The organism is Caballeronia zhejiangensis (assembly GCF_022879815.1).
Taxonomy (GTDB): domain Bacteria; phylum Pseudomonadota; class Gammaproteobacteria; order Burkholderiales; family Burkholderiaceae; genus Caballeronia; species Caballeronia zhejiangensis.
Window position 1 is genome coordinate 576,436 of record NZ_CP084284.1, and the last position, 23,509, is coordinate 599,944.

The window sequence follows — 23,509 nt, forward strand, 5'->3', positions numbered from 1 at the left end:
CGCAATGAAAAATGGCGCACCGCGTGAACGGTGCGCCACTTCGCGTGTGGAACGCTAACGCCGGATCAGCGCGCCTGCTTGATGAACAACGTCGTCAGCGCGCCGACCGCGCACAGCGCGCCGACGTAGATCGCGGGCGCCATCGGGCTCGATTTCATCATCAGCGAGACGACGATCGGCGTGAGTCCGCCGAACACCGCATACGCGACGTTGTACGAAAACGAGATGCCGGAGAAACGCACGGCCGCGGGGAACGACTTGACCATCACGAACGGAATCGCGCCGATCACGCCGACGAAAAAGCCCGCGAGCGCGTACCACGGCAAAAGCGCGGAGGCATCGGCCGCGACCTGCTGGAACATCATCCAGTACGTGACGGCGAGCGCCACGCCGCCGACGAAGATCGTCTTGCCCGCGCCGATGCGGCCCGCGATCGCGCCCGCCAGCACGCAGCCGATCGTGAGACACAGCGTCGCCGCGCAGTTCGCGACGAGCACCGTCGCCGGCGCGATGTGGAACTGCTTCTGCAGCAGCGTCGGCGTCATCAGGATCACGACGACGATCGCGGCGGAAAGCATCCACGTCAGCAGCATCGACACGATGACGGCGCGGCCGTGATCGCGCAGCACGGCCTTGAGCGGAAGTTCCGCGGCGAGCGACTTGCGCTTCTGCAACTCGGCGAACACCGGCGTTTCATGCAGCCAGCGACGCAGATACACCGAGCACAGACCGAAGATGCCGCCGAGCAGGAACGGCAGGCGCCACGCGAAATCGGCGACTTCGGCCGGCGCGAACGCCTTGTTGATGCCCGTGGCGATCAGCGAGCCGAGCAGAATGCCCGCCGTCAGGCCGGCCGTGAGCGTGCCGCACGCATAGCCGATATGACGCCCCGGCACATGCTCCGACACGAACACCCACGCGCCCGGCACTTCGCCGCCGACCGCCGCGCCCTGCATCACGCGGAACACGAGCAGCAGGACGGGCGCCATCAGGCCGATCGACGCGTACGTGGGCAGGAGGCCCATCAGGAGCGTCGGCACGGACATCAGCAGCACGGAAAGCGTGAACATGCGCTTGCGTCCGAGCAGATCGCCGAAGTGCGCCATGATGATCCCGCCGAGCGGGCGCGCGAGATAACCCGCCGCGAAGATGCCGAAAGTCTGCAATTGACGCAGCCAGTCAGGAATCGACGGCGGAAAGAACAATTGGCCGATGACCGGCGCGAAGAACACGAAGATGATGAAGTCGTAGAACTCGAGCGCGCCGCCGAGCGCGGCGAGCGTGAGCGTCTTGTAATCGCCGCGCGTGAGCGCACGGCCGGCCGCGCGCGGGGCGTCGGACAGAGGTGTTGCCTGCATCGGAAAAGAACCCGTAAGTGGAAAAGCCACGCATGACGCGCGGTAGAACGAGGCTTTGCCCTGCGGGAGTGACTAAACGCGCCGGGTGGACGCGAAGCGAAGGCCCGGGCGCGGAACGCGAACGATCCGGGCCGGAAGCCAGCGGGCGCGGATTCGAAAGCCGCTGCCCGTCATCCGCGCTGCGCGATGCGACGGACAGTCGCGGCGCAGCTTGCTACGCGACGTCTCGGTAAAACGGCGGAAGCGGGAACTTTTGAGCCAAACACGGCATGTTACAGGATGAAAACGCGCGCAAAAGCGAAAAGCCGTTCTAATTTCGAGATGGTTGCGCGCATCACGCCGCCCGTTCCGGGCGCTACGCAGTCACATGCGTTGACAATTCGGATGAGTCCGATGGGAAAGGGTCGCATCGCTGCCCAGAATTCGCAGCTTGTAAATCCCCGTCTCATCCCGCGACGAGACGCCCGGCGGGCGCCGCAAAACGGCCTCCGCTTCATGTCCCTTGGACTCATCAGGTAAGACACTATGCGCGTCGCCGTTTTGCAAACCGACCCCAGTTATCGAAATCTCATCAGCGATGTCGTCAAACGACTCGGCCACACTTGCGTGACTTTCGGCGATGGCCTCGTGCTGTCGAAGGCGCTGTCCCGCTCCACGGTCGATCTGCTGATTCTCGACTGGAATTCCACGGGCCTCTGCGGCCTCGATCTGCTGAAATCCGTGCGCTCGAGCTTCGGCGAACGCGTGCCGGTCATGTTCGCGACGCCGGACGGCGCCGAACACAACGTCGTCTGCGCGCTCACCGCCGGCGCGGACGATTTCGTCGTGTATCCGATCCGCCCGGGCGAGTTCGGCGCGCGCGTCGAAGCGCTCTTGCGCCGCGCGTATCCCGCGACGTCGAGCGCATGCCTCGAAGTCGGGCCGTATCGTTTCGACGCACGCCAGCAAACCGTCACCGTGCGCGGCAAGCCGGTGCAGTTGAGCGGCACGCAATTCCGTCTCGCGCAGCTTTTCTTCTCGAACATCGGCCGCGTGCTATCGCGCGATCATATTTTCGCGATGGTCTGGGGACGCGAGTTCCGCGAAACGACCCGCACGATCGACAGCCACGTTTCGCGCCTGCGTCTCGCGCTGGAAATCGAGCCGGTCAACAACTTCCGCCTGCAGCCGGTGTACAAGAGCGGTTACCGTCTGCTGCATCTCTACGATGAAGGCGCGGATTCGGATGGCGGTCTCACCGATCCCGCGCCTGCGCAGATCGCGGCCTGAAGCCGATCAAAAAGCAAATGCCGCCGGTTGACAAACCGGCGGCATTTTTCATTTCGCGCGCGTCTTAAAGCGCCGGCAATGCGGGGCGCGTCTCGATGCTCCGGCGAATCAGCGTTTCGACTTCCTTGCGCTCATCGCCGGCGAGCGGCAGGCGCGGCGGACGCACCGGCTCCGTGCCCAGACCGACGATCGCCTCGGCGAGCTTGATGTTCTGCACGAGCTTGTGCGACACGTCGAGCGCGAGCAGCGGCGCGAACCAGCGATAGATCGCGCGCGCTTCCTCGACACGCCCCGCGCGAATCAGCTTGCTGATCGCGACCGTTTCGCGCGGGAACGCGCACACGAGACCCGCGACCCAGCCGTGCGCGCCCATCAGCATCGCTTCCATCGCGAGATTGTCGACGCCGCAAAAAATCGCATAGCGGTCGCCCGTTTCGTTGATGAGATCGGTGATGCGGCGCACGTCGCCGCTCGATTCCTTGATCGCCGCGAACTTCTTGTCTTCGGCAAGTTCGGCGAACATCTTCGGCGTGACATCGACGCCATAAGCGAGCGGATTGTTGTAGACCATCAGCGGCAGCGGACTGGCATCGGCGACCATGCGGAAATGATTGAGCGTCTCGCGCCGGTCCGACAGATAACGCAAACCCGGCAGCACCATATAGCCCGCCGCACCGTGGCGCGCGGCGCGCTCGGCCTGGCGGCAGCCGTCGAGCGTGCTGTTCTCGGCGATCGTCAGGAGCACCGGCACGCGGCCGCGTGCGGCGTCCACGGCGATGTCGAGCACGTCGAGCTTTTCGTCCAGCGATAACGTCGATGCTTCGCCGAGCGAGCCGCACACGATGATGCCGTCCACGCCCGCTTCGATCTGCGCGTCGATGTTCTTCGCGGTCCACGCACGGTCTATGCTGAAATCGGCGTTGAACTTGGTGGTCACGGCGGGCATCACGCCTTCCCAGATATGCGTCACGGCGGCTCTCCGAAATTGATTGGACGGTACGCAGTGTAAGCACCGAAAAATCAGGCGTCTTGCGTGATTCGCGCGCGCCGCGTGCCGATTTCGGCATAGCCGTTTCGCACCGCGAAAAGCCCCACCGGACGATCTTCGATTATGCCGATTTCGTCATCCAAACCGTCCAGCCGCGTCAAGACGCCCGGCGTAAGCGTTTCTACGATTGCGGCATGAAAACCATCGACATCATCGACTCGCATACGGGCGGCGAACCGACGCGCCTCGTGATCGCGGGCGGCCCCGATCTGGGCAACGGCACACTCGTGCAACGGCTCGACGCGTTTCGCACGCGCTTCGATGACTGGCGCCGCGCCATCGTCACGGAGCCACGCGGCTCGGACGTGATGGTCGGCGCGTTGCTCTGCGAACCGGACGATCCCGCAGCCGCGGCGGGCGTCATCTTCTTCAACAACGTCGGCTATCTCGGCATGTGCGGGCACGGCACGATCGGGCTCGTCGCGTCGCTCGCCCATGCGGGCAGGATCGCGCCGGGGCGGCATCGGATCGATACGCCCGTCGGGCCCGTCGATGCGACGCTGCACGAAAACGGCAGTGTCAGCGTGCGCAACGTGCCGGCGTATCGGCATCGGCGGGCGGTATCGGTCGATGTGCCCGGCCACGGCACGCTCACCGGCGACGTCGCGTGGGGCGGCAACTGGTTCTTTCTCGTCGCGGATCACGGTCGCGAACTGGTGCCCGCGCGCATCGCCGAGCTGACCGCGTTCACCGAGGCGATCCGCGATGCCTTGCATGCGCAGGGCATCACCGGCGCGGACGGCGCGTTCATCGACCATATCGAACTGTTCGCGAATTCGCCCGTCGCCGGCGTCGACAGCCGCAATTTCGTGCTGTGTCCGGGCAGCGCCTACGACCGTTCGCCGTGCGGAACCGGAACGAGCGCCAAGCTCGCGTGCCTCGCGGCGGACGACGCGCTCGCGCCGGGCGACATCTGGCGCCAGGAGAGCATCATCGGCAGCGTGTTCGAGGGCAGTTACGCGCTCGACGGCGACGCGCTGATCCCGACGATCACCGGTTACGCGCACGTCATGTGCGAAGGACGGCTCGTGTTCGACGCGCGCGATCCGTTCATCAAAGGCATATGACGGCGGACGTGATCGTCGTCGGCGGCGGGATTGTCGGGGCGGCGTGCGCAGCCGAGCTTGCCGCGCGCGGCATGACGGTCGATGTGCTCGACGCGGGCGGCATCGGCGGCGGCGCGACGGCGGCGGGCATGGGCCATATCGTCGTGATGAACGATTCGCCCGCCGAATTCGCGCTGGCGCGGGCTTCGCGCGAACTGTGGCTCGCGCTCGGCCCGCAACTGCGCGAGCGCGATGCGTTCTCGCGCTGCGGCACGCTCTGGATCGCGGAAGACGACGAGGAACTCGACGCCGCGCGCGCGATGCGCGACGCATTCGCCGCGGCGGGCGTGCGCGCGCATATGGTCGACCGCGCCGCGCTGCGCGAATCCGAGCCGTCGGTGAGCCACGCGATGCAAGGCGGCCTGCTCATCGACGACGACGCGATCGTCTACGCGCCCGCCGCCGCGCAATGGCTGCTGGCGAGTTCGACGCGCATTCGCGTATCGACCGGCTGCGCGGTGCATTCCGTCGATGCCGCCGGCGCGCACGCGCGCGTCACGCTCGCGAATGGTGAACGACGAACGGCTGCGCACGTGGTCATCGCCAACGGGCTCGCCGCGCCGGATCTGATCGCGGGCCTGCCGCTCGAAGCGAAGAAGGGGCATCTGCTCATCACCGATCGTTATCCGGGCACGGTTCGTCATCAGGTGCTGGAGCTCGGCTATATCAAGAGCGCGCATCACGCGCGCGGCACGTCGGTCGCGTTCAATGCGCAGCCGCGTCCGACCGGGCAAGTGCTGATCGGGTCGTCGCGTCAATTCGGCACGCTCGATCCCGCCGTCGAAATGAACGTGCTCGCGATGATGCTCGCGCGCGCGACGCGCTATCTGCCGGGAATCGGCGGGCTCAATGCGATTCGGGCGTGGACCGGTTTTCGCGCCGCCACGCCCGACGGCTTGCCGCTGATCGGACCGGCGCGTTTCCCCGGCGACCGGCTGTGGCTCGCGGCGGGTCACGAAGGGCTCGGCGTGACGACGTCGCTCGGCACCGCGAAACTCCTCGTCGCGCAGATGCTCGGCGAGCCGCTTGCATTCGATATGCCCGACATGAACGCTTTCTGCCCGCAACGATTCGCGCCGGAGCACGCCGATGGCTGAGCGCGTGCGCGTCATCATCGACGGCGAATCGCTCGACGTGCCCGCGTTCGCGACCGTCGCGGCCGCGATCGCGATGCGGGGCATTCGTGGCACGCGGCGCTCTGTCACCGGCGAGCCGCGCGCCGCGCTGTGCGGCATGGGCGTGTGTCACGAATGCCGCGTGACGGTCGATGGCCGCGCGCATGTGCTCGGCTGTCAGACGCTTTGCCGCGACGGCCTGTCGATCGAGACGACGCGATGAACATCGAACGAGTGGACATCGCGATCGTCGGCGCGGGACCGGCGGGCTTGAGCGCGGCGCGAATGGCGGCGCGAGCGGGCGGGCGCGTCGCGCTCATCGACGACAATCCGCGCGCTGGCGGCCAGATCTGGCGGCAAGGTCCGACGCAAGCGCCCGCCGCGCCATTGCGCCAATGGCTCGACGAAACGCGCTCGCACGCGAAGCTGATCGTGATGAACTCGACGAAGGTCGCGGCAGCGCCCGGCGACAAACGGCTGCTGCTCGAACGCGACGGCGCGCCGCTCGTGCTCGCGTATTCGAAGCTCATCCTCGCGACCGGCGCGCGCGAGCGGCTGCTTCCTTTCGACGGCTGGACCTTGCCCGGCGTGACCGGTGCAGGCGGCTTGCAGGCGCTCGTCAAAGGCGGCATGCCGGTGCGTGGCGAGCGCATCGTCGTGGCGGGCAGCGGGCCGCTGTTGCTCGCCGCCGCCGATACCGCGCGTCGTCACGGTGCGCGCGTCGTCGCGGTCGTCGAACAGGCGCCGTTCGCGCGGGTGGCACGATTCGTCGCGTCGCTGGCGCTGACGCCGGGAAAGCTGGCGCAGGCCGTCGCGCTCGGCGTCGCGTGTTACCGGACGGGCAGCGTCGTCGTGAAGGCGCATGGAAGCGCGCGCGTGGAGGCGGTCACGATCCGCACGCGCGGGCGCGATGAAACGCTCGAAGCGGATCGCATCGCGTGCGGTTTCGGACTCGTGCCGAACACGACGCTCGCGCTCGCACTCGGCTGCTCGACGGACGAACGCGACGGCGCGATCCACGTCGACGGCGCCCAGCGAACCTCTCAGCGAGACGTATTCGCGGCGGGCGAATGCGCGGGCATCGGCGGGATGGAACTCGCGCGCGTCGAAGGCGCGATCGCGGCGCAGGCGGCGCTCGGCGTCGCCATCGATGCGCGTTTGGTGCGCGAACGCGATCGCTGGCGTGCCTTCGCGCGACGCGTCGCACGTACGTTCGAACTCGGCGCCGACGCCCGCGCGATGCCATCGCCGGACACGTTGCTGTGCCGCTGCGAGGATGTTTCAATCGGCGAAGTCGCCGCGCACGCGAGCTGGCGCGATGCCAAATTGCAGACGCGTTGCGGCATGGGGCCGTGTCAGGGGCGCATCTGCGGCGAGGCGGCGTCGGTCCTGTTCGGATGGCCGCGTGCGGTGGCGCGTCCGCCGTTCGCGCCGGTTTGCATCGACACGCTGATCGCTGCGCGCGAGCTGACTGAAACGCGTCATTTCTAGTGGGGCCAGCGCCAATTTTGTCCGCGTATTGGCGCTCCTATAATCGGTCGCCAGAATCCACCGAGCGCAACCGACACCCGCACGCATGACGATCGCACCACCTCCGGCATCGACGCTCGCCGACATGCTCGCGCATTTCGCGCTGCTCGCGCCGGTTTTCGACGCGATGCCCGACATCGTGTTCTTCGTGAAGGATCGCGAGGCGCGCTATGCGATGGTCAATCGCACGCTCGCGCGCCGCTGCGGTCACAAGGACGACAAATCCGCGCTGCTCGGCAAGACCGCCGAGGACGTATTCCCGCGTCGCTTCGGGCGCATCTACACGGCGCAGGATCAGGCGATCATCGCGCAGGGACATCAGCTGATCGATCAGCTCGAACTGCATCTGTATCCGGGGCGCGAGCCCGGCTGGTGCATGACGTGCAAGCAGCCGCTGCACGATACGCAGGGACATATCGTCGGGCTCGCGGGCATTTCGCGGGATCTGCAAGCGGCCGAAGGCACGCATCCCGCGTACAGCCGGCTCGCGGCGGTCGTGCAGCACATTCAGGAAAATTACGTGCAGCCGCTCAACATGCGGCAGCTCGCGCAGATGGCGAACATGTCCATCGCGCAACTGGAGCGCTACTTTCACAAGGTCTTTCATCTGACGCCGCGCCAGGTGCTGTTGAAAACGCGGCTCGACGCGGCCACTGCGCTCCTCGTCTCGCAGGAGAAAGTCACCGATGTCGCCGCCCTGTGCGGGTACACCGATCACAGCGCCTTCACGCGCCAGTTCAAGGCGACGGTCGGCCTCACGCCGAGCGAATATCGCGCGCTGCTGCAGGCGGGCACGTCGAGCGCCTCGCGCCCCGATTCCATCCGCGAGACAAACGTCTGATGGGAAAACAGGGCACGGCCGATGCCGGAATTACACGATCGTGCGCGTGTGACGAGCGTTTGGGCGAGGCGGATCGGCCGGGAGGCCCGCGCGACGCGGCGCTTGCGGCGAAAGATGCAAACCGGTCCGGTTTTTGCTCTTTTAGGCACGCTGCAACCGGGCGATTTTTCGCGTCGGCGCAGTCACAAACCGCGAGGCGTTCCGCACCGGCGTACGCGCGGCATAAAAAACGGTGCGTTCGGAATTCCCGCCGCGTTCTCGTGTCAATCAGTGCGCGCTACCGCGCGCGCGGCGGAAAGAGCTGGAGACCGACGCGAGAATTCCGTTTTTGGCAGTAGAAAAGAACATCATGAACGAAGTGGCAAGACTGGGGCATATGCGGATCGTCCTCATCGAAGACGATCCCGAGAGCAGAGCGTCGCTGCAGACGTTGCTGGAAGAAGAGGGTGCCGAAGTCATCGCCGTAGCCGACGCCGAAGACGGCGCGCAAGCGGCGATCGAGCATCTTCCGGATGCGGTGATCTGCGATCTCGACCTTCCCGAGATGGACGGTTTCTACCTCGTCCAACGTTTGCGGGATCACGAAATACGCGGAAATCTGCCGCCGTCCGTGGCGATCGCGCTGACGGGGCACGGCGGCGAGGAATACCGATTACGCAGCATCGGTGAAGGCTTTCAGCATTTCATGACGAAGCCGGTGCATCCCGACGAACTCGTCACGCTGATCCAGGACGCGGCTCGGGCCCGTGTGGTGATGTGATGTGATGTGAGTCGCGCGGGCCGCCATCGACGGCGGCCCGGAACGCCTAGGACCGGTCGCGGTTGCGCGCCCGCGTCGCGCCCGTGATGACGGCGATGCCCAGCATGATGACGGCCACGATCATGATCGTGTGCTGCGAGACGTGCATCGCCACGAGCGCCCACGACACGCCGCCAATGAAAATCAGCCAGCCTACGAGATAAATGATCAGCGTCATCGACTTCTCCTTTTTCGTTGTGTGTTAGAAATCGTTGCGCGGCCTTCATCGAAGGGCCGTATGCTTTCGACGCCCGGCCGCGCATCAGTTCGCTGGATGCAAGTGGCGTACCGCGAGCGGCATCGTCGAATATGAAGAAGAGTCCAGGCATGCTAACCGTTCATCATCTCAACAATTCCCGCTCGCAGCGCGTGCTGTGGATGCTCGAAGAACTCGGCGTCGAATACGAGCTGAAGCGCTATCAGCGCGACCCGCGCACGATGCTCGCGCCTGCCGAGTTGCGCGCGGTGCATCCGCTCGGCAAATCGCCCGTCGTGACCGTCGATGGCCTCACGCTCGCCGAGTCGGGCGCGGTCATCGAATATCTCGTCGAACGGTACGGCGAAGGCCGTTTCGCGCCGCCGCCCGGCACGACGCCCGAACGCGTGCGCTACAACTACTGGATGCATTACGCCGAAGGCTCCGCGATGCCGCCGCTCCTGCTCAAGCTCGTCGCGCGGCGGCTGGAGAGCGCGAAAATGCCGTTCTTCGCTAAGCCGATCGCAAGGCGCATCGCGCAGACGATGCAGAGCAGTTTCATCGATCCGCAACTGCGTCTGCATTTCGGCTATATCGATGCCGAACTGGCAAAGTCGCCGTGGTTCGCCGGCGATTCGTTCACCGCCGCCGATGTGCAAATGAGCTTTCCCCTCGAAGCCGGCAGCGCCCGCGCGGGCGCGAAGTCGATGACGCATATCCGCGCCTTTCTCGAACGCATTCACGCGCGTCCGGCATATCAGCGCGCGCTCGAAAAAGGCGGCCGATACGATTACGCAAGCTAGCCATCCGGCCTATTGCGGGAACGGTAAGCGCGTTGCGTACAATGACTCGGACGCAATCACTCAGCCCAAAGGCGACGCATGGCCCGAATCGTTCCCGACGACTGGAAGAACCTCGAAGCGACCGGCGCGGCGGCGCGCGAACTCGAAACGCTCGCGCGCCTCGAAAAGCTGCCCGACGACTACACGGTCTATCACGGCGTGCACTGGACTCGCGTCAACGAAGGATTTTCGGTCTTCGGCGAAGCGGATTTCGTAGTCGTCGCGCCGTCCGGCCGCGTGCTGATGATCGAGCAGAAGGCCGGTTTTCTGCGCGAGACGGGGCAAGGTCTCGTCAAGGTCTATTTGCAGAAAGAGCGCAACGTCGCCATTCAGCTCGCGCGCACGCTGGAGAACCTGCATCGGCGGTTCACGGCGGCGTTCGGCGCGGGCACGTACCGGATCGAGGAACTGCTTTACTGCCCCGATTACACCGTCAAGAACACGGCGATCGCGGGCGTGTCGCCGGCGCGCATCGTCGATGCGAGCCGCAAGTCGCAGCTTGCGCGCGTCGTGCTCGAAATCCTGCCGCCGGACGAGCCGCGCTTCGAATCGGCGGCGCGCATCCATCATTTTCTCGCCGACGAACTTTCGCTCACGCCCGATACCAACGCGCTCGTCGGTGCGGCGAACACGCTCGTCACGCGTCTGTCGGGCGGGCTCGCGACGTGGGCGCGGCGGCTCGAATTCGAACCGTTCCGTCTGCGCGTGATCGCGACCGCGGGCGCGGGCAAGACGCAACTCGCCGTGCGCGTGATGCGCGACGCGCTCGCGCAGGGCAAGAGCGTGCTCTACGTGTGCTTCAACCGGCCGCTCGCCGACCATATTCGTGCGATCGCACCGAAAGAGGCGAAGATCGCGAATTACCATCAGTTGAGCGCGGCCGTCGCGCGCGATGCGGGCAGTCCGCCGGACTTCAGTCAGCCGAATGTCTTCGCGACGCTCGAAGATCGCTTCGCCGCCGTGCCCGTGCCCGAGCAATGGAAGACCGATGTGCTCATCGTCGATGAAGGCCAGGATTTTCAGGCGGCGTGGGTCGAGGCGCTCGAACGTCTGCTGAATCCTGAAGGCGCGTGGTGGTGGCTCGAAGATCCGATGCAGAACCTGTATTTGCGCGAGCCGGTGCCGCTGCCGGGCTGGACGATCCTGCGCGAAACGACGAACTATCGCAGCCCGCGCGATCTACTCGGTTTCATCCGCAAGGTCGTCGGGCCAGATGTGCGGCTCGATGCGGGCAGTCCCTTCGACGGCTCCGACGTGAGCGTTTCGACCTACGCCGACGGGCATCCCGAGGAAATCATCGAGGCGACCAAGCGCGCGATCACGCACGCGTTGTCGCTCGGCTTTCGCAAGCAGGACATCGCGGTGCTGTCGTTCCGGGGCCGCGAGGGTTCGGCGCTCACTGCCGTCGATCACCTCGGCCCGCATCGGCTGCGCGCCTTCACCGGAACGTACGATCTGTTCGGCAACCCGGAGTATCGCGAGGGCGACGTGCTGCTCGAATCGATCTATCGCTTCAAGGGGCAATCGGCGCCCTGCGTGATTCTCACCGAAGTCGATTTCGACGCGCTCGACGAGCAGGCCGCGCGCAAGATCTTCGTCGGCGCGACGCGGGCGACGATGAAGCTGATCGTCGTCGCATCCGAGCGCGCGGCCCGGGCGATCGAAGCCTTGCAATAGCGGATGGCCGTCATCCGCACCGAATCCCCGTTGCGCGCACACGCCGCGCGACCCTGGTTTCGCCGGCTCTGGTATGCGGCGCTGATCGCGCTCGCGGTCGCGCCGCCGATCGGCGCGGTCGGCTACATGCTGTATTCGGGTCTGGTCGCGCGCGAGACGCATCGGCTCGTTCTGCCTTACGACGTGTACTGGGACGCGGCGCAGTTTCAGATCGCGTACGCGCGCTTCGAAAATCACGTTCTGCTGTATCGCAATGGCATCGACGAGGACGCGGGGGGCGTGCGCGCGAGCTATCGGCTGCTGCGGGCGCGGCTCAGGCAGGTGTCGGAATCGGCGGGTGTGTCGGACGATCATCAGGCGCTGCTGAACCGGCAGCGCGAGATTCTGCGTCAGTTGCAAACGGCGCTCGATTCCATTCAAGGCGATATCGACGGATTGCAGAGCGAGCACCAGCGCACCCTGCGCGTGATCGGCGTATTGCGGCAGAACGCGCCCGTCGTCGCGGAACTGGCGGGCGGGCGTCGGCTGATGGATGTCGCGGAGCGCGAGGCGATCGTGCGCGATTTCGAGGCGAAGCGCCGCTATCTGATTTACGGCGGCGTGCTGCTCGGCCTGCTCTCGGCGGCGGCGACGATCCTGCTGCTCTTGAACGGCTATCGGCGCACGCGCCTTATCGAACAGCAGCGTGCGGCGCTGGCGGCGGAGCATCAGGCGACGCGCGCGGCGCGCGAGGCGGGCGTCGCGAAAGACACGTTCCTCGGCATGATCAGCCACGAGCTGCGCACGCCGCTGCATGCAATCGTCTCGTCGGTCGAATTGCTCGGGCTGAACGCGCGCGGCGACGCCGACCGCAAGATCATGCAGCGTCTGGAAGCGGGCGCGCGTCATCTCGAGGCGCAGATGCGTGATCTGACCGATTACGCGCGTCTCGGCGCGGGCAAGCTCGAACTGCGCATGGCCGTGTTCGATCCGGTCGAATTGCTCGAATCCATCGTCGATGCGAACACACCCGCCGCGAGCGCGAAGGGCCTGGCGTTGCGCGGCGATTATGCGGGCGAGCGCGGCCCGATCGAATCCGATCCGCATCGGGTGCGGCAGATCGTGACGAATCTCGTGACCAACGCGATCAAGTACACCGAAGCGGGTTCCATCGACGTGCATTTCGCGCGCACGGAGAAGCGCCTCGACATCTCCGTGATCGATACGGGGCCGGGCATTTCCCGCGAGCAGTTGCCGCTCATCTTCCAGGAATTCACGCAGCTCGATTCATCGAGCACGCGGCGCTTCGACGGCGCGGGAATGGGCCTCGCGGTCGTGCGCGGACTTGTCGAGCTGCTCGGCGGGAAGATCGAGGTTTCGAGCGAAGTCGGGCAGGGCGCGGCGTTTCGCGTGAGCCTGCCGGCGGTCGCGGCGCGTCATGTGCCCCGGCGTGAGCCGGAAGCCGATGCGCCCGAGTTGCGCAAGTCGCGCGTGCTCGTGATCGACGACCACGAGTCGATCCGCGATTCTCTGATCGAAATGCTCACGCATCTCGGCTATTACGCGGTCGCGCTGCCGGATGTCGACAGCGCGCTCGCGTGGCTGCGCGCGAACGACGCCGACGTGATCCTCGCGGACCTGCATATGCCGGGCAAGGACGGCTATTCGTTCGCGAACGAGTATCGTGCGCGCAGTGCGCCCGGCGCGAGCGTGCCGATCATCGCGGTGAGCGCGTACGCGCCCGAACTGGTGGATCCGAGCGCGGCCGTGCTGTTCTTCGACTATCTGCTGAAGCCGGTGCGCTACGAGGTGCTGAAGGGCGCGGTGCATCGCGCGGTGACGGTGCGCCGGCGCGTCAGCTAATTGCGCATCAGCCGCTTGGAGAGATCGGCGACGAGAATGCCGAGCCTCGCGGGCTTCTCGAAACACGTCGCGTTGTAGTCGCGGATGACCTGGCTGATTTCCGATTCGCTCGCCTTGCCCGTGGTGAGCTCGCCCGTCAGCACGAAAACCGGCGCGTCCGGATTGTCCGACTCGCGCACCGCGCGGATCGCATCCGCCGACGTATGCACGCCGAACAGCCAGTCGATCACGACGGCATCGAACACTTGCGTCTGCAGCGCTTCGAGGAACGCGTCGAGGCCGTAGAAGGCCATCGCCGCGAATCCGGTGGCTTCGAGATAGTCGTGCAGATTGTCGGCCGAGGCGTGATCGTCGTCGACCACGGCGATGATGGGTTTGTCGGTATCCGGCCGGCGCGGCTGGATTTCGATCTTGTGGACGTCGCTGGCTTCGTGCAGCAGCACGCCTTCGTGCTTGGTGACGATCCAGCGATTGTTGAGTTTCTGCGCGATGAAATCCGGACGGCTGCCCGCATCGAGCGCGTTGCCGACCCACGCCATGCAGGGAATTTCCACCGAACCGAGCTTGAGCACGGCGTCGTGCGCGGTGCCTTCGGTTTCGTCGGGGCGCGTGTTGATCGAATCGAAGAGCTTGAGCGCGGGTTCGTCGAAGGCATCGGCGACGCGGCGAATCTGCGCGAGCGTCCACGGACTGTTCCCGCGCAGCTTCCGGTGGCCCTGCGAAAAGCTCAGGTCGAGAATGCGGCACAGCTCCGCTGTCTGCTGACGCTTTCCGATGCCGTGACGGCCCATGAGTTCGCGCACGCGTTCAGCGACGGCGAGGGATTCCGATGAAGACGTTTCAGTGACCATACAGCCAGTCGGATGCGTGAGAGTGGGACCGCGAGGGGCGTGAATCGGCGCGGGCCGGGCAGCCCATGCGCAGCCGATCCGACATTGTAAATGGCGCGGGTCCGCGCGCTCAAAATTGTCTCGATGGAACTCATTGATTCTAGTGATGAAACATTCCGCTACGCGAGCGCCGATGCCAGCTCGCGCGTCGGCTTCGACATGGCGGGAATCTCGTCGAGCAAGGTCGAAAGCTGGCTTTCGGCATCGCGTCCGCTGAATTCGCGCAAGGTCGCGAGCAACGTCCGCCACGGCGCGGGCCAGCGGGTTTCGCGCACGCAGCGGCCATTCGCGTCGGTGATCCGCAGCAGCGTGGTGTCGGGAAAGTAGGTCAGCGTGACGGGCATTCCGTCCAGTACGCAGGTAGCGGTGCAGGCTTTCGGTGTGAACATGCTTTTCCAGGTTGATTCGGTGTCGGGATCGACGGCTGGTGCATATAGCAACGGCCGTGCCTGGCACCACGATCCGGTGCGAATACGCACGCTCATCGAATCAAACAGGGTGAAAGTTCGCGAACATTGAACGGAGTATTGTCGATTTTCACGACAATTGGCGGCTTTACGCGGGATACACTGCGAGCATCATCGAATGGAGGTTGCCGTGCTCGTTGCTGCTTTCGTCATTTGCCCGCTCGGCGTGGCCGCGCTTTTCGGATTCGCGCTTTTTGCCGATAAGCATTTCAAGGATTCGGTCGCCATGCCGCGCGGCCACGTTTCCGGGATGGAAAGGCCCGAGCGCCGGCAAACGCACTGAAGGGCGAGGGAATCGAGATTTCTTCACGCCCAACGAGATATTTTGATTTTCGATGGATTTTTGGCGTTTGACTCGAGAAATCTTAACTTTCCGAGTCTGCCGCCCTGCTTGCGAACGCACCGTGCACCACTTCCTCGATTCGGTCGAGTACGGGGCGAGGAAGGTGCTGATACTGCTTCCTGCGATGCGCCGACAGGACCCCCTTGTTCGACTGAACCATCCGAATGAGCGCTGAAAGATCCTTTCGCGGCAAGTCGAACTCGTCGTTCAGTTGCGCAAAAGCGGCGTCGTAGCCCTGAAGCCACGCGATCTCGCGCGGAATTTCCTCGCGCACGGCCTCCTTGATCATCGCGTGCAGAAACGCGACTTCACGATCCGCGTTGAAGAACCGATACGCGCGGCTCGAAGGCGCACTCAGTACGAGCGGCTCCGTCTCGACGCGACGGTAATTCCACAGTCGCGTGACCGGGCGCGAGAACGCCGTCAGCACGGCGTGGTAAGCCGGAATGTTTCGCTCCATCACAGCCGACACCGGAATCACGGTATCCGCGCCTAGCACGCCCGAGCGCGCAAGCACGTGCTGGATGAGAAATCGATGCAGCCGGCCGTTGCCATCGAAGAACGGATGCAGATAAACGAAGCCGAAGGCCGCGCAGGCGGCCTTCACGAGCACATCGGGGCACCGTTTCCGATCGTTCACGAAGGCTTCCCAATCGGTCATCACGCGTCGAAGATCGTCAACCGGCGCGGGAAAGAAGTCGATCCGGCCCGCAGCGTCCTCCAGCCAGTTTTGTCTCGTCCGATACGACGCTTCCTGGCTATACACGTCCCGCACGATCACGTTTTGCAACTGCACCAGCCATTCTTCGTCGATCTTCGCAGGCTCGCCCGCGCGCTTCAGAAGCTGCACAAAACGCTCTTGCTTGTCGGAGCTGGGGGTTTCGGATTCGATCGCGTAGCTGCCGCGCGTCTCCGATAAATACAGAAAAGCGAGCGCGCGCTTGTACAGATCGGGGTCCTGCATCGCGTCGAGCGCGCTTTGCGCTTCCAGAAGCAGGTCTCTCAAGGGCGGATCGTCCGGAATCGCGGCGCGGTGCACGACCGGACAAAACCACGGCGTGCCCGGCGCGTTATTGCGCACGCGGTAGCGAGGCGAATTCACGGGCTGCGGCGCCGTGTAATAGACATCGGGCGCAAAGAGATCGACGTAACCGCCGCGGACGCTCACGCCCGCATCCAGTGCCTTGCCGGTCAGCCATTCCCACAGGAAACAGGCGCGGCGAATCTGCTCGCCGGAAGGCGTCGCGCGCAGACGGGCGATGAGTTCTTCCGGCTCGATATGCTCGAACGCGGCATCGATAATCTCGAGATTCACGCCTTCGTGGCGTAGCGCGAATTCCAAGTGACCGACGGGCGTATCGTCGAACGCCACGCTGTTTGGAAACAGAATATGGCTCTCGCTGTCGACGCGCCGGTTTACCGACGAACTGGCGTACGCCAGCCTCCGCGGCGGCGTTACGCGCAGTTCGCCGATGGCGATGAGTCGGGAATAACCGATCGGTGTCATCGAGATTTCTTAACGTTTATCGAGAAATTATAACTTTAGGCGCGTTTCCGCGATTCGTATCGAGAAATCTTAACCCCCCGCCCGCTTCGACTCCGCCACCGATCCGCTTTTGCTATCGAACGATCGCCCTTTCGAATTGTTGCGCTATTGCCGCCGGACTATAGTGCCTCTCACGGCATGACCATCCAAAGCAACGAACAACGAAAGGAGACACATCCATGAACCGTATCGACCTGGCGAACCGCGTCGTGATCGTCACGGGCGGCGCGCGTGGCATCGGCCTGGCTGTGGCGCAACGCGCGCTGCAGTCCGGCGCCGAGGTATCGCTCTGGGATGTCGACGGCGAGCGCCTCGCCCGCACGAGCGCCGAGCTCGCGGCAAAGTACAGGGAGCGCAAAGTCAGCGACGCGGTCGTCGAACTGACCGAAGAATCCTCCGTCGATGCAGCCGTGAACAAGGCGCTGGCGGCGCACGGCAAGATCGACGTGCTCGTCAACAACGCGGGCATCACCGGTGGCAACGGCACGACCTGGGAACTCGCGCCCGACGTATGGCGGCGCGTGATCGATGTCAATCTGATCGGGCCGTACCTGACGTGCCGCGCCGTCGTGCCTCACATGCTGAAGTCGGGCTACGGGCGCATCGTCAATATCGCGTCGATCGCGGGCAAGGAAGGCAATCCGAACGCGTCGCACTACAGCGCGTCGAAGGCCGGATTGATCGGGCTCACGAAATCGCTCGGCAAGGAACTCGCGGGCAAGAACATCCTCGTGAACGCCGTCACGCCCGCCGCTGCCAAGACCGAAATCTTCGATTCGATGTCGCAGCAGCACATCGACTACATGCTCTCCAAAATTCCGATGAACCGCTTCCTGATGCCGGAAGAAGCTGCGTCGCTGATTCTGTGGCTCGCGTCCGAGGACTGCGCGTTCAGCACCGGCGCGGTGTTCGATCTGTCGGGCGGACGCGCGACGTACTGAAACGCATCATCGGGAGACTCACATGAACCATTCCGCACAGGCGGAAGGCGCGGTCACGTCGCGTGTCATGCGCCGGCTGCTGCCGTTTCTGCTGCTCATGTACGTGCTCGCGTTTCTGGACCGCGCGAATATCGGCTTTGCTCAAAAGGCGCTGCAGCAGGACACCGGCCTCACGAACGCCGCGTTCGCCTTCGGCGCGGGCGTGTTTTTCGTCGGCTATGCGATTTTCGAAGTGCCGAGCAATCTGCTGTTGCATCGCGTCGGCGCAAAGCTGTGGATGTGCCGAATCATGGTGACGTGGGGCCTCGTCTCCGCGGCGATGGCCTTCGCGCATAACGCCACGACGTTCTATACCCTGCGCTTCCTGCTCGGCGTGGCGGAGGCGGGCTTCTTTCCCGGCATCGTCTATTACCTCACGCGCTGGTTTCCGCAATCGTCGCGCGCGCGTGCGCTCGGCGTGTTCTATTTCGGCGCGCCGCTCGCGTTCATCTTCGGCGCGCCGCTGTCCGGTCTGCTGCTCGATCTGCACGGCGCGTTCGGCCTGAAAGGGTGGCAATGGCTCTTTCTGGTCGAAGGACTGCTCGCGTCGATCGTCGGCGTGTGGGCGTTCTGGTATCTCGACGACGATCCCGCGAAAGCCCGCTGGCTTACGCCCGATCAGCGCGCGCTGCTCGCCAGCCGCCTCGACGACGATGCGCGCGCGGCGTCGTCGCACGGACCGCGCAGTGTGCTCGCGTCGCTCGTCGATCCGCGCGTGCTCGTGCTCTGTTGCGTGTACTTCCTGATTCAGGCGGCGGTGTACGGCGTCGTGTTCTATCTGCCGCAACAGGTGTCGGCGCTGCTCGGCACGAAAGTCGGATTTCGCGTGGGACTGGTGACGGCGCTGCCGTGGATGGCCGCCGTGATCGTGACGTGGATCGTGCCGCGCTACGCCGATCGCACCGGCCGGCATCGCGTGTGCGCGGTCGCGCTGCTCGCGATGTCGGGCGTCGCGATCGCCGTGTCGGGCATCGCGGGATCGCCGGTCGTGTCGCTGATCGCGCTGTGCTGCGCGGCGAGCGGCTTCATCGCCGCGCAACCGCTCTTCTGGACCTTTCCGACGCGTTATCTCACGGGCGCGGCCGCCGCGGCGGGCATCGCGCTCATCAATTCGCTGGGCGGACTCGGCGGCTTCTTCGCGCCGATGGCCCGCACCGCCGCCGAAGCCGCGTTCCATTCGGCGAGCGCGGGGCTGATGGTGCTGGCGGGCGCGAGCGTGCTCGCGGCGCTTGTCATCGTCGTGCTGGTGCGCGTGCCCGAACGTCATTCGATTACGCGCGGCGAAACCGCCAGCGCATCCTGAACAGAAAGAACAGAGAAGGAGACGAACACATGTCCATGCCGACGATCAAGCAAGTACGCGCTTTCACCGTTCGCGGCGGCGGCGCCGATTACCACGATCAGGGCGCCGATCACTGGATCGACGATCACATCGCCACGCCGATGGCCCGCTATCCCGAATATCGCGCGAGCCGCCAGTCGTTCGGGCTGAACGTGCTCGGCTCGCTCGTCGTCGAGATCGAAGCGAGTGACGGCACCGTCGGCTTCGCGGTGACGACGGGTGGCGAGATCGGCGCGTTCATCGTCGAGAAGCATCTGGCGCGCTTTCTCGAAGGCCAGCGCGTGACCGACATCGAAAAGATGTGGGATCAGATGTACAACGCGACGCTGTATTACGGGCGCAAGGGCATCGTGCTCAACGCGATTTCGGGCGTCGATCTCGCGCTGTGGGATTTGCTCGCGAAGGTGCGCCGTGAGCCGGTGTTCCATCTGCTCGGCGGACCGGTGCGCGACGAGCTGCAGTTCTATGCGACCGGCGCGCGTCCGGATCTCGCGAAGGAGATGGGTTTCATCGGCGGCAAGATGCCCTTGCAGCACGGCCCGGCGGAAGGCGAGGAAGGGCTGCACAAGAACATCGCGAAGCTCGCGGACATGCGCGCGAAAGTCGGCGACGATTTCTGGCTGATGTTCGATTGCTGGATGAGCCTCGATCTCAACTACGCGAAGCGCCTCGCGAACGCGGCGCGCGAGCACGGCCTGAAGTGGATCGAAGAAGCGCTGCCGCCCGACGACTACTGGGGCTATGCCGAACTGCGCCGTTCCGTGCCGGGCGGCATGATGGTGACGACCGGCGAGCACGAAGCGACGCGCTGGGGCTTTCGCATGCTGTTCGAAATGGGTTGCGCGGATCTCGTGCAGCCGGATGTCGGCTGGTGCGGCGGCATCACGGAGCTCATCAAGATTTCGGCGCTCGCGGACGCGCACAACGTGCTCGTCGTGCCGCACGGTTCGTCGGTGTACAGCTATCACTTCGTCGTGACGCGCCATAACTCGCCGTTCGCCGAGTTTCTGATGATGGCGCCCAAGGCCGATCAGGTCGTGCCGATGTTCACGCCCTTGCTGCTCGACGAACCCGTGCCGGTCAACGGCCGCATGAAGGTGCCGGAGACGCCGGGCTTCGGCGTGCGGCTGAATCCGGAATGCGCGTTGACGCGGCCTTACACACACTGAGGGGCATCGCATGTTGCTGGAGAACAAGGTCGTCGTAGTGACGGGCGGCTCGCGCGGCATCGGCCGTGCGATCGCGCTCGCGAGCGCGCGCGAAGGCGCGGACGTCGCGATCAACTACTGGCGCGACAACGACACGTCTTACGGGAAGGCGTCGGCGGTGGAATCGATCGTCGGCGAGATCGAGGCGCTCGGGCGGCGCGCGATCGCGGTCGAAGGCAACGTCGCCGAGCGCGAAACCGGCATCGAACTGATCCGGCGCACGGTGGAAGCGTTCGGGCGCGTCGATGTGCTGTCGAGCAACGCGGGCATCTGTCCGTTTCACGCGTTCCTCGACATGCCGGCTTCTGTCTATGAAACCACGGTCGCCGTGAATCTGAACGGCGCGTTCTACGTCACGCAGGCCGCCGCGAACCAGATGAAAGCGCAGGGCACGGGCGGTGCGATCGTCGCGACGAGTTCGATCAGCGCGCTCGTCGGCGGCGGCATGCAGACGCATTACACGCCGACCAAGGCGGGCGTGCATTCGCTGATGCAATCCTGCGCGATCGCGTTGGGACCGTACGGCATCCGCTGCAATTCGGTGATGCCCGGCACGATCGCGACGGACCTCAACGCCGACGATCTCTCCAACGAGGACAAGCGCGCCTACATGGAAAAACGCATCCCGCTCGGACGTCTCGGCGCACCGGACGATGTCGCGCAGTGCGTCGTGTTTCTGGCTTCGGATCGGGCGCGCTATGTGACGGGCGCGTCCTTGCTCGTCGATGGCGGGCTGTTCGTGAACCTTCAGTGACGCGACGACGCCGAGTACTTGCGCAACAACGCGATGAAGTACTCGGCCGGTTCGCTCAAGGTTTCGAACTTGCGCCGCAACAAGCCGAATCCGGACAGGCTCTTGCCGATTTCGATCGGCAGTTCGATCAGCAATTGCGCGCGCAGATAGTCGCGCACGACTGATTCCGGCAGCATCGCGACGGCTTCGCTGTTTTGCAGCAGTTGCAGCGTCGCGAAGATCGACGCGCATTCGACGATATCGGCGGGCGTCGTCAGCCCGGCGCGCGCGAGTTCGTCTTCGAAGAGGCCGCGCGCGGGACTCGTGATCGGTTGCAGAATCCAGGGCCAGCCGACGAGCGTTTGCAGCTCGAGCGAAGCCTTGTCCGCCAACGGATGCCCCGCGCGCACGACAAGCCGCATCGCTTCGCGCGCGAGCGGCTCGAAGTCGAAATCGTTGTGCTGCAACGGCGTGGTGAGGCGTCCGAGCGCGAGGTCGACTTCGCGGCGATGCAGCAATTGCACGACCTGATCGCTCGTCTCGCCGAGAATGCGCACGTTCAGTAGCGGACGTTCGGATTTCAATTCGGTGACGGCCATCGCGAGCACGTCGGGCGCTGCGCCCATGATCGCGCCGACCGTCAGTTGACCGTGACCGCCGCGGCGCTTGGCGTCGAGATCGTCGGCGAAGCGCGTCAGGTCCGCGAGCGAGCGGCGCGCGTAAGCGAGCGCGGCGGTGCCGAGCGGCGTCGGCTGCATGCCGCGTGCATTGCGCTCGAAGAGCAGAAAGCCGAATGCTTCCTCGATGTCGGCGAGCATACGGCTCGCGCTCGGCTGCGCGACGTTGATCGCGTCGGCGGCCTGATGCAGATTGCGCGCGTCGTCGAGCGCGACGAGAAGGGCGAGATGCTTGAACTTCAGCCGATTGACGAGCGCGATCGGTGAAAGGCTGGACGACACACTTTGGGACACGTTCTGGTTCATTCGACAGTCCGCTCGGAACCGCGCGATGATACGGCGCAGCGATACGTTTTTGCGATCGGCCAATCCTGCAATCGGATTGTCGTGTTATCGGTCGGCGAATTATAGTCGCAGCACAACGAGTCCCGAACACAGGGATTCACCAAACATAAAAAGGCGGTCCGCCATGGAGACAGTGGCATTTCGCATGACCCTCAAGCCGGGCATGCGCGACGAATACGAGAAGCGTCATCGCGAGATATGGCCGGAACTGGCCGATGCGTTGCGCGCCGCCGGAATCCGCGATTACCGGATCTTTCTGGACGACTCGAACGGGCATCTCTTCGGCATTTATCAGCGCACCGACACGCACACGACCGATGCGTTGCCGACGCTGCCCATCATGCGCAAGTGGTGGAACCTCATGGCCGAGTTGATGGACACGCACGCGGACAATTCGCCCGTGACGACGCCGCTCGTGCCGGTCTTTCATCTTCCCTGAAACGTTCGCCTCTTTCGCGAGGAACGCCATCATGCAGGTCGTCGATCCGCACATTCATTTGTGGGACTTGAAGACGCATCATTACCCGTGGCTTGCGAATCCGCAGACGTCGTTCGTCGGCGATGCGCGCGACTTGCAGCACGACTATCTGCTCACCGATCTGCTGCGCGATGCCGAAGACATCGAAGTGCTGAAGCTCGTGCACGTCGATGCAAATCACGATCCCGCCGATCCCGTCGAGGAAACGCGCTGGCTTCAATCGATCGCGGATATCGAAGGCATGCCGAACGGCATCGTCGCGGGCGCGGATCTGTCGGCGGATAACGCGCAGCAAGTGCTCGAAGCGCATGCGGCGTTCGCCAATACGCGCGGCATCCGCCAGATTCTCAACGTGCATGACAGCAAGCTCTACGACTACGTCGGGCGTCATTACATGCGCGAGCCGCAATGGCGCAGGCACTTCGGCTTGCTCAAGCGCTTCGGCATGTCGTTCGATCTGCAGCTTTATCCATCGCAGATGGAAGAGGCGGCGCAACTCGCGCGCGAGCATGCGGATACGCAATTCATCGTCAATCATGCGGGCATGTTCGTGGATCGCGCATCGACGCAAGGTTATCGCGCGTGGCGCGACGGCATGCGCTTGCTGGCCGCTTGCCCGAACGTCGCGGTGAAGCTGAGCGGCTTTGCGATGTTCGATCACGGCTGGACTATCGAAAGCCTGCGTCCTTACGTGCACGAGACGATCGATGCGTTCGGCGTCGAGCGCGCGATGTTCGCATCGAACTTTCCGGTGGATCGGCTGTTCGGCACGTACACGGCGTTGTGGAACGCGTATGCGCGCATCGTCGCCGACGCGAGCGACAGCGAGAAAGCAGCGCTCTTCGTGCGCAACGCGGAACGCATCTACCGCATCTGA

Annotated in this window: 24 protein-coding genes; 17 read left to right on the forward strand and 7 right to left on the reverse strand. The window is 64.7% G+C overall.

The window, feature by feature from the left end; genetic code table 11:
- Nucleotides 1-65 precede the first annotated feature (65 nt).
- The gene (locus LDZ23_RS17155; protein WP_033536124.1) at nucleotides 66-1,358 is read right to left on the reverse strand and encodes an MFS transporter; all 1,293 of its coding nucleotides are present in this window, start codon (nucleotides 1,356-1,358) and stop codon (nucleotides 66-68) included.
- 525 nt (nucleotides 1,359-1,883) lie between these two features.
- Between LDZ23_RS17155 and LDZ23_RS17160 the strand changes: the two genes are divergently transcribed.
- Nucleotides 1,884-2,627, forward strand: coding sequence for a response regulator transcription factor (locus LDZ23_RS17160; protein WP_008353569.1), 744 nt, complete (start codon nucleotides 1,884-1,886; stop codon nucleotides 2,625-2,627).
- Nucleotides 2,628-2,691: 64 nt separating this feature from the next.
- Here the strand turns inward: LDZ23_RS17160 and LDZ23_RS17165 are convergent, their stop codons facing one another.
- The gene (locus LDZ23_RS17165; protein WP_008353567.1) at nucleotides 2,692-3,597 is read right to left on the reverse strand and encodes a dihydrodipicolinate synthase family protein; all 906 of its coding nucleotides are present in this window, start codon (nucleotides 3,595-3,597) and stop codon (nucleotides 2,692-2,694) included.
- Nucleotides 3,598-3,809: 212 nt separating this feature from the next.
- Between LDZ23_RS17165 and LDZ23_RS17170 the strand changes: the two genes are divergently transcribed.
- The 6 genes from LDZ23_RS17170 (at nucleotide 3,810) to LDZ23_RS17195 (ending at nucleotide 9,027) form a co-directional block, all read left to right on the forward strand.
- Entirely contained in the window at nucleotides 3,810-4,742 is a 933-nt protein-coding gene (locus LDZ23_RS17170) for a 4-hydroxyproline epimerase (RefSeq protein WP_034471826.1), read from the forward strand.
- On the forward strand, nucleotides 4,739-5,878 hold the full coding sequence (locus LDZ23_RS17175) for an NAD(P)/FAD-dependent oxidoreductase (protein WP_008353564.1): 1,140 nt from the start codon (nucleotides 4,739-4,741) through the stop codon (nucleotides 5,876-5,878). Before LDZ23_RS17170 ends, LDZ23_RS17175 begins: the two co-directional genes overlap by 4 nt.
- Nucleotides 5,871-6,119: a 2Fe-2S iron-sulfur cluster-binding protein gene (locus tag LDZ23_RS17180; protein ID WP_008353563.1), complete on the forward strand. Its 249-nt coding sequence runs from the start codon at nucleotides 5,871-5,873 to the stop codon at nucleotides 6,117-6,119. The genes LDZ23_RS17175 and LDZ23_RS17180 overlap by 8 nt, the downstream gene beginning before the upstream one ends.
- The gene (locus LDZ23_RS17185; RefSeq protein WP_008353562.1) at nucleotides 6,116-7,387 is read left to right on the forward strand and encodes an NAD(P)/FAD-dependent oxidoreductase; all 1,272 of its coding nucleotides are present in this window, start codon (nucleotides 6,116-6,118) and stop codon (nucleotides 7,385-7,387) included. Before LDZ23_RS17180 ends, LDZ23_RS17185 begins: the two co-directional genes overlap by 4 nt.
- A gap of 85 nt (nucleotides 7,388-7,472) precedes the next feature.
- Nucleotides 7,473-8,267, forward strand: a complete 795-nt coding sequence (locus LDZ23_RS17190) for an AraC family transcriptional regulator (protein WP_008353561.1) — start codon at nucleotides 7,473-7,475, stop codon at nucleotides 8,265-8,267.
- 349 nt (nucleotides 8,268-8,616) lie between these two features.
- Nucleotides 8,617-9,027: a response regulator gene (locus LDZ23_RS17195; RefSeq protein ID WP_051079069.1), complete on the forward strand. Its 411-nt coding sequence runs from the start codon at nucleotides 8,617-8,619 to the stop codon at nucleotides 9,025-9,027.
- Between the two features lie 46 nt (nucleotides 9,028-9,073).
- Here LDZ23_RS17195 and LDZ23_RS17200 read toward each other — a convergent pair whose 3' ends face one another.
- Entirely contained in the window at nucleotides 9,074-9,244 is a 171-nt protein-coding gene (locus LDZ23_RS17200) for a hypothetical protein (protein WP_008353559.1), read from the reverse strand.
- 149 nt (nucleotides 9,245-9,393) lie between these two features.
- Between LDZ23_RS17200 and LDZ23_RS17205 the strand changes: the two genes are divergently transcribed.
- The 3 genes from LDZ23_RS17205 (at nucleotide 9,394) to LDZ23_RS17215 (ending at nucleotide 13,623) form a co-directional block, all read left to right on the forward strand.
- Nucleotides 9,394-10,065, forward strand: coding sequence for a glutathione S-transferase (locus tag LDZ23_RS17205; RefSeq protein ID WP_008353558.1), 672 nt, complete (start codon nucleotides 9,394-9,396; stop codon nucleotides 10,063-10,065).
- 78 nt (nucleotides 10,066-10,143) lie between these two features.
- A complete protein-coding gene (locus LDZ23_RS17210) occupies nucleotides 10,144-11,781 on the forward strand; it encodes an ATP-binding domain-containing protein (RefSeq protein ID WP_008353556.1) in 1,638 nt (545 codons plus the stop codon).
- 3 nt (nucleotides 11,782-11,784) lie between these two features.
- A complete protein-coding gene (locus LDZ23_RS17215; protein WP_008353554.1) occupies nucleotides 11,785-13,623 on the forward strand; it encodes an ATP-binding response regulator in 1,839 nt (612 codons plus the stop codon).
- Here the strand turns inward: LDZ23_RS17215 and LDZ23_RS17220 are convergent.
- Nucleotides 13,620-14,474 (reverse strand): helix-turn-helix domain-containing protein, encoded by an 855-nt coding sequence (locus LDZ23_RS17220; RefSeq protein WP_008353552.1) that lies wholly within the window; start codon nucleotides 14,472-14,474, stop codon nucleotides 13,620-13,622. The genes LDZ23_RS17215 and LDZ23_RS17220 overlap by 4 nt on opposite strands.
- Nucleotides 14,475-14,632: 158 nt before the next feature.
- Nucleotides 14,633-14,902 carry a hypothetical protein gene (locus tag LDZ23_RS17225; protein WP_033536125.1) on the reverse strand — a complete coding sequence of 90 codons (270 nt, stop codon included), beginning with the start codon at nucleotides 14,900-14,902 and terminating at the stop codon, nucleotides 14,633-14,635.
- Between the two features lie 196 nt (nucleotides 14,903-15,098).
- On the opposite strand from LDZ23_RS17225, the gene LDZ23_RS17230 reads away from it, so the two are divergent.
- Complete coding sequence (locus LDZ23_RS17230) at nucleotides 15,099-15,263, forward strand: hypothetical protein (RefSeq protein WP_160172889.1); 165 nt, start codon at nucleotides 15,099-15,101, stop codon at nucleotides 15,261-15,263.
- An 82-nt stretch (nucleotides 15,264-15,345) separates the two neighbouring features.
- On the opposite strand, the gene LDZ23_RS17235 is transcribed toward LDZ23_RS17230, so the two are convergent.
- Nucleotides 15,346-16,830: a Fic family protein gene (locus LDZ23_RS17235; protein ID WP_008353549.1), complete on the reverse strand. Its 1,485-nt coding sequence runs from the start codon at nucleotides 16,828-16,830 to the stop codon at nucleotides 15,346-15,348.
- Nucleotides 16,831-17,048: 218 nt separating this feature from the next.
- On the opposite strand from LDZ23_RS17235, the gene LDZ23_RS17240 reads away from it, so the two are divergent.
- The 4 genes from LDZ23_RS17240 to lra1 are packed head-to-tail and all read left to right on the forward strand — an operon-like array spanning nucleotide 17,049 to nucleotide 21,153.
- On the forward strand, nucleotides 17,049-17,810 hold the full coding sequence (locus LDZ23_RS17240) for an SDR family oxidoreductase (RefSeq protein ID WP_008353547.1): 762 nt from the start codon (nucleotides 17,049-17,051) through the stop codon (nucleotides 17,808-17,810).
- 22 nt (nucleotides 17,811-17,832) lie between these two features.
- The gene (locus LDZ23_RS17245; protein ID WP_008353546.1) at nucleotides 17,833-19,152 is read left to right on the forward strand and encodes an MFS transporter; all 1,320 of its coding nucleotides are present in this window, start codon (nucleotides 17,833-17,835) and stop codon (nucleotides 19,150-19,152) included.
- A 29-nt stretch (nucleotides 19,153-19,181) separates the two neighbouring features.
- Nucleotides 19,182-20,360 carry an L-rhamnonate dehydratase gene (gene rhmD, locus LDZ23_RS17250; protein ID WP_008353545.1) on the forward strand — a complete coding sequence of 393 codons (1,179 nt, stop codon included), beginning with the start codon at nucleotides 19,182-19,184 and terminating at the stop codon, nucleotides 20,358-20,360.
- A gap of 10 nt (nucleotides 20,361-20,370) precedes the next feature.
- Entirely contained in the window at nucleotides 20,371-21,153 is a 783-nt protein-coding gene (gene lra1, locus LDZ23_RS17255; RefSeq protein ID WP_008353544.1) for an L-rhamnose 1-dehydrogenase Lra1, read from the forward strand.
- Here lra1 and LDZ23_RS17260 read toward each other — a convergent pair.
- On the reverse strand, nucleotides 21,147-22,115 hold the full coding sequence (locus LDZ23_RS17260) for a LysR family transcriptional regulator (RefSeq protein ID WP_008353543.1): 969 nt from the start codon (nucleotides 22,113-22,115) through the stop codon (nucleotides 21,147-21,149). The two genes, lra1 and LDZ23_RS17260, sit on opposite strands and share 7 nt — an antisense overlap.
- Nucleotides 22,116-22,278: 163 nt before the next feature.
- Here LDZ23_RS17260 and rhaM point away from each other — a divergent pair, with 163 nt between their 5' ends.
- Both rhaM and LDZ23_RS17270 read left to right on the forward strand, forming a co-directional pair.
- Nucleotides 22,279-22,593, forward strand: coding sequence for an L-rhamnose mutarotase (rhaM, locus tag LDZ23_RS17265; RefSeq protein WP_008353542.1), 315 nt, complete (start codon nucleotides 22,279-22,281; stop codon nucleotides 22,591-22,593).
- A gap of 31 nt (nucleotides 22,594-22,624) precedes the next feature.
- Nucleotides 22,625-23,509 (forward strand): amidohydrolase family protein, encoded by an 885-nt coding sequence (locus LDZ23_RS17270; protein ID WP_008353541.1) that lies wholly within the window; start codon nucleotides 22,625-22,627, stop codon nucleotides 23,507-23,509.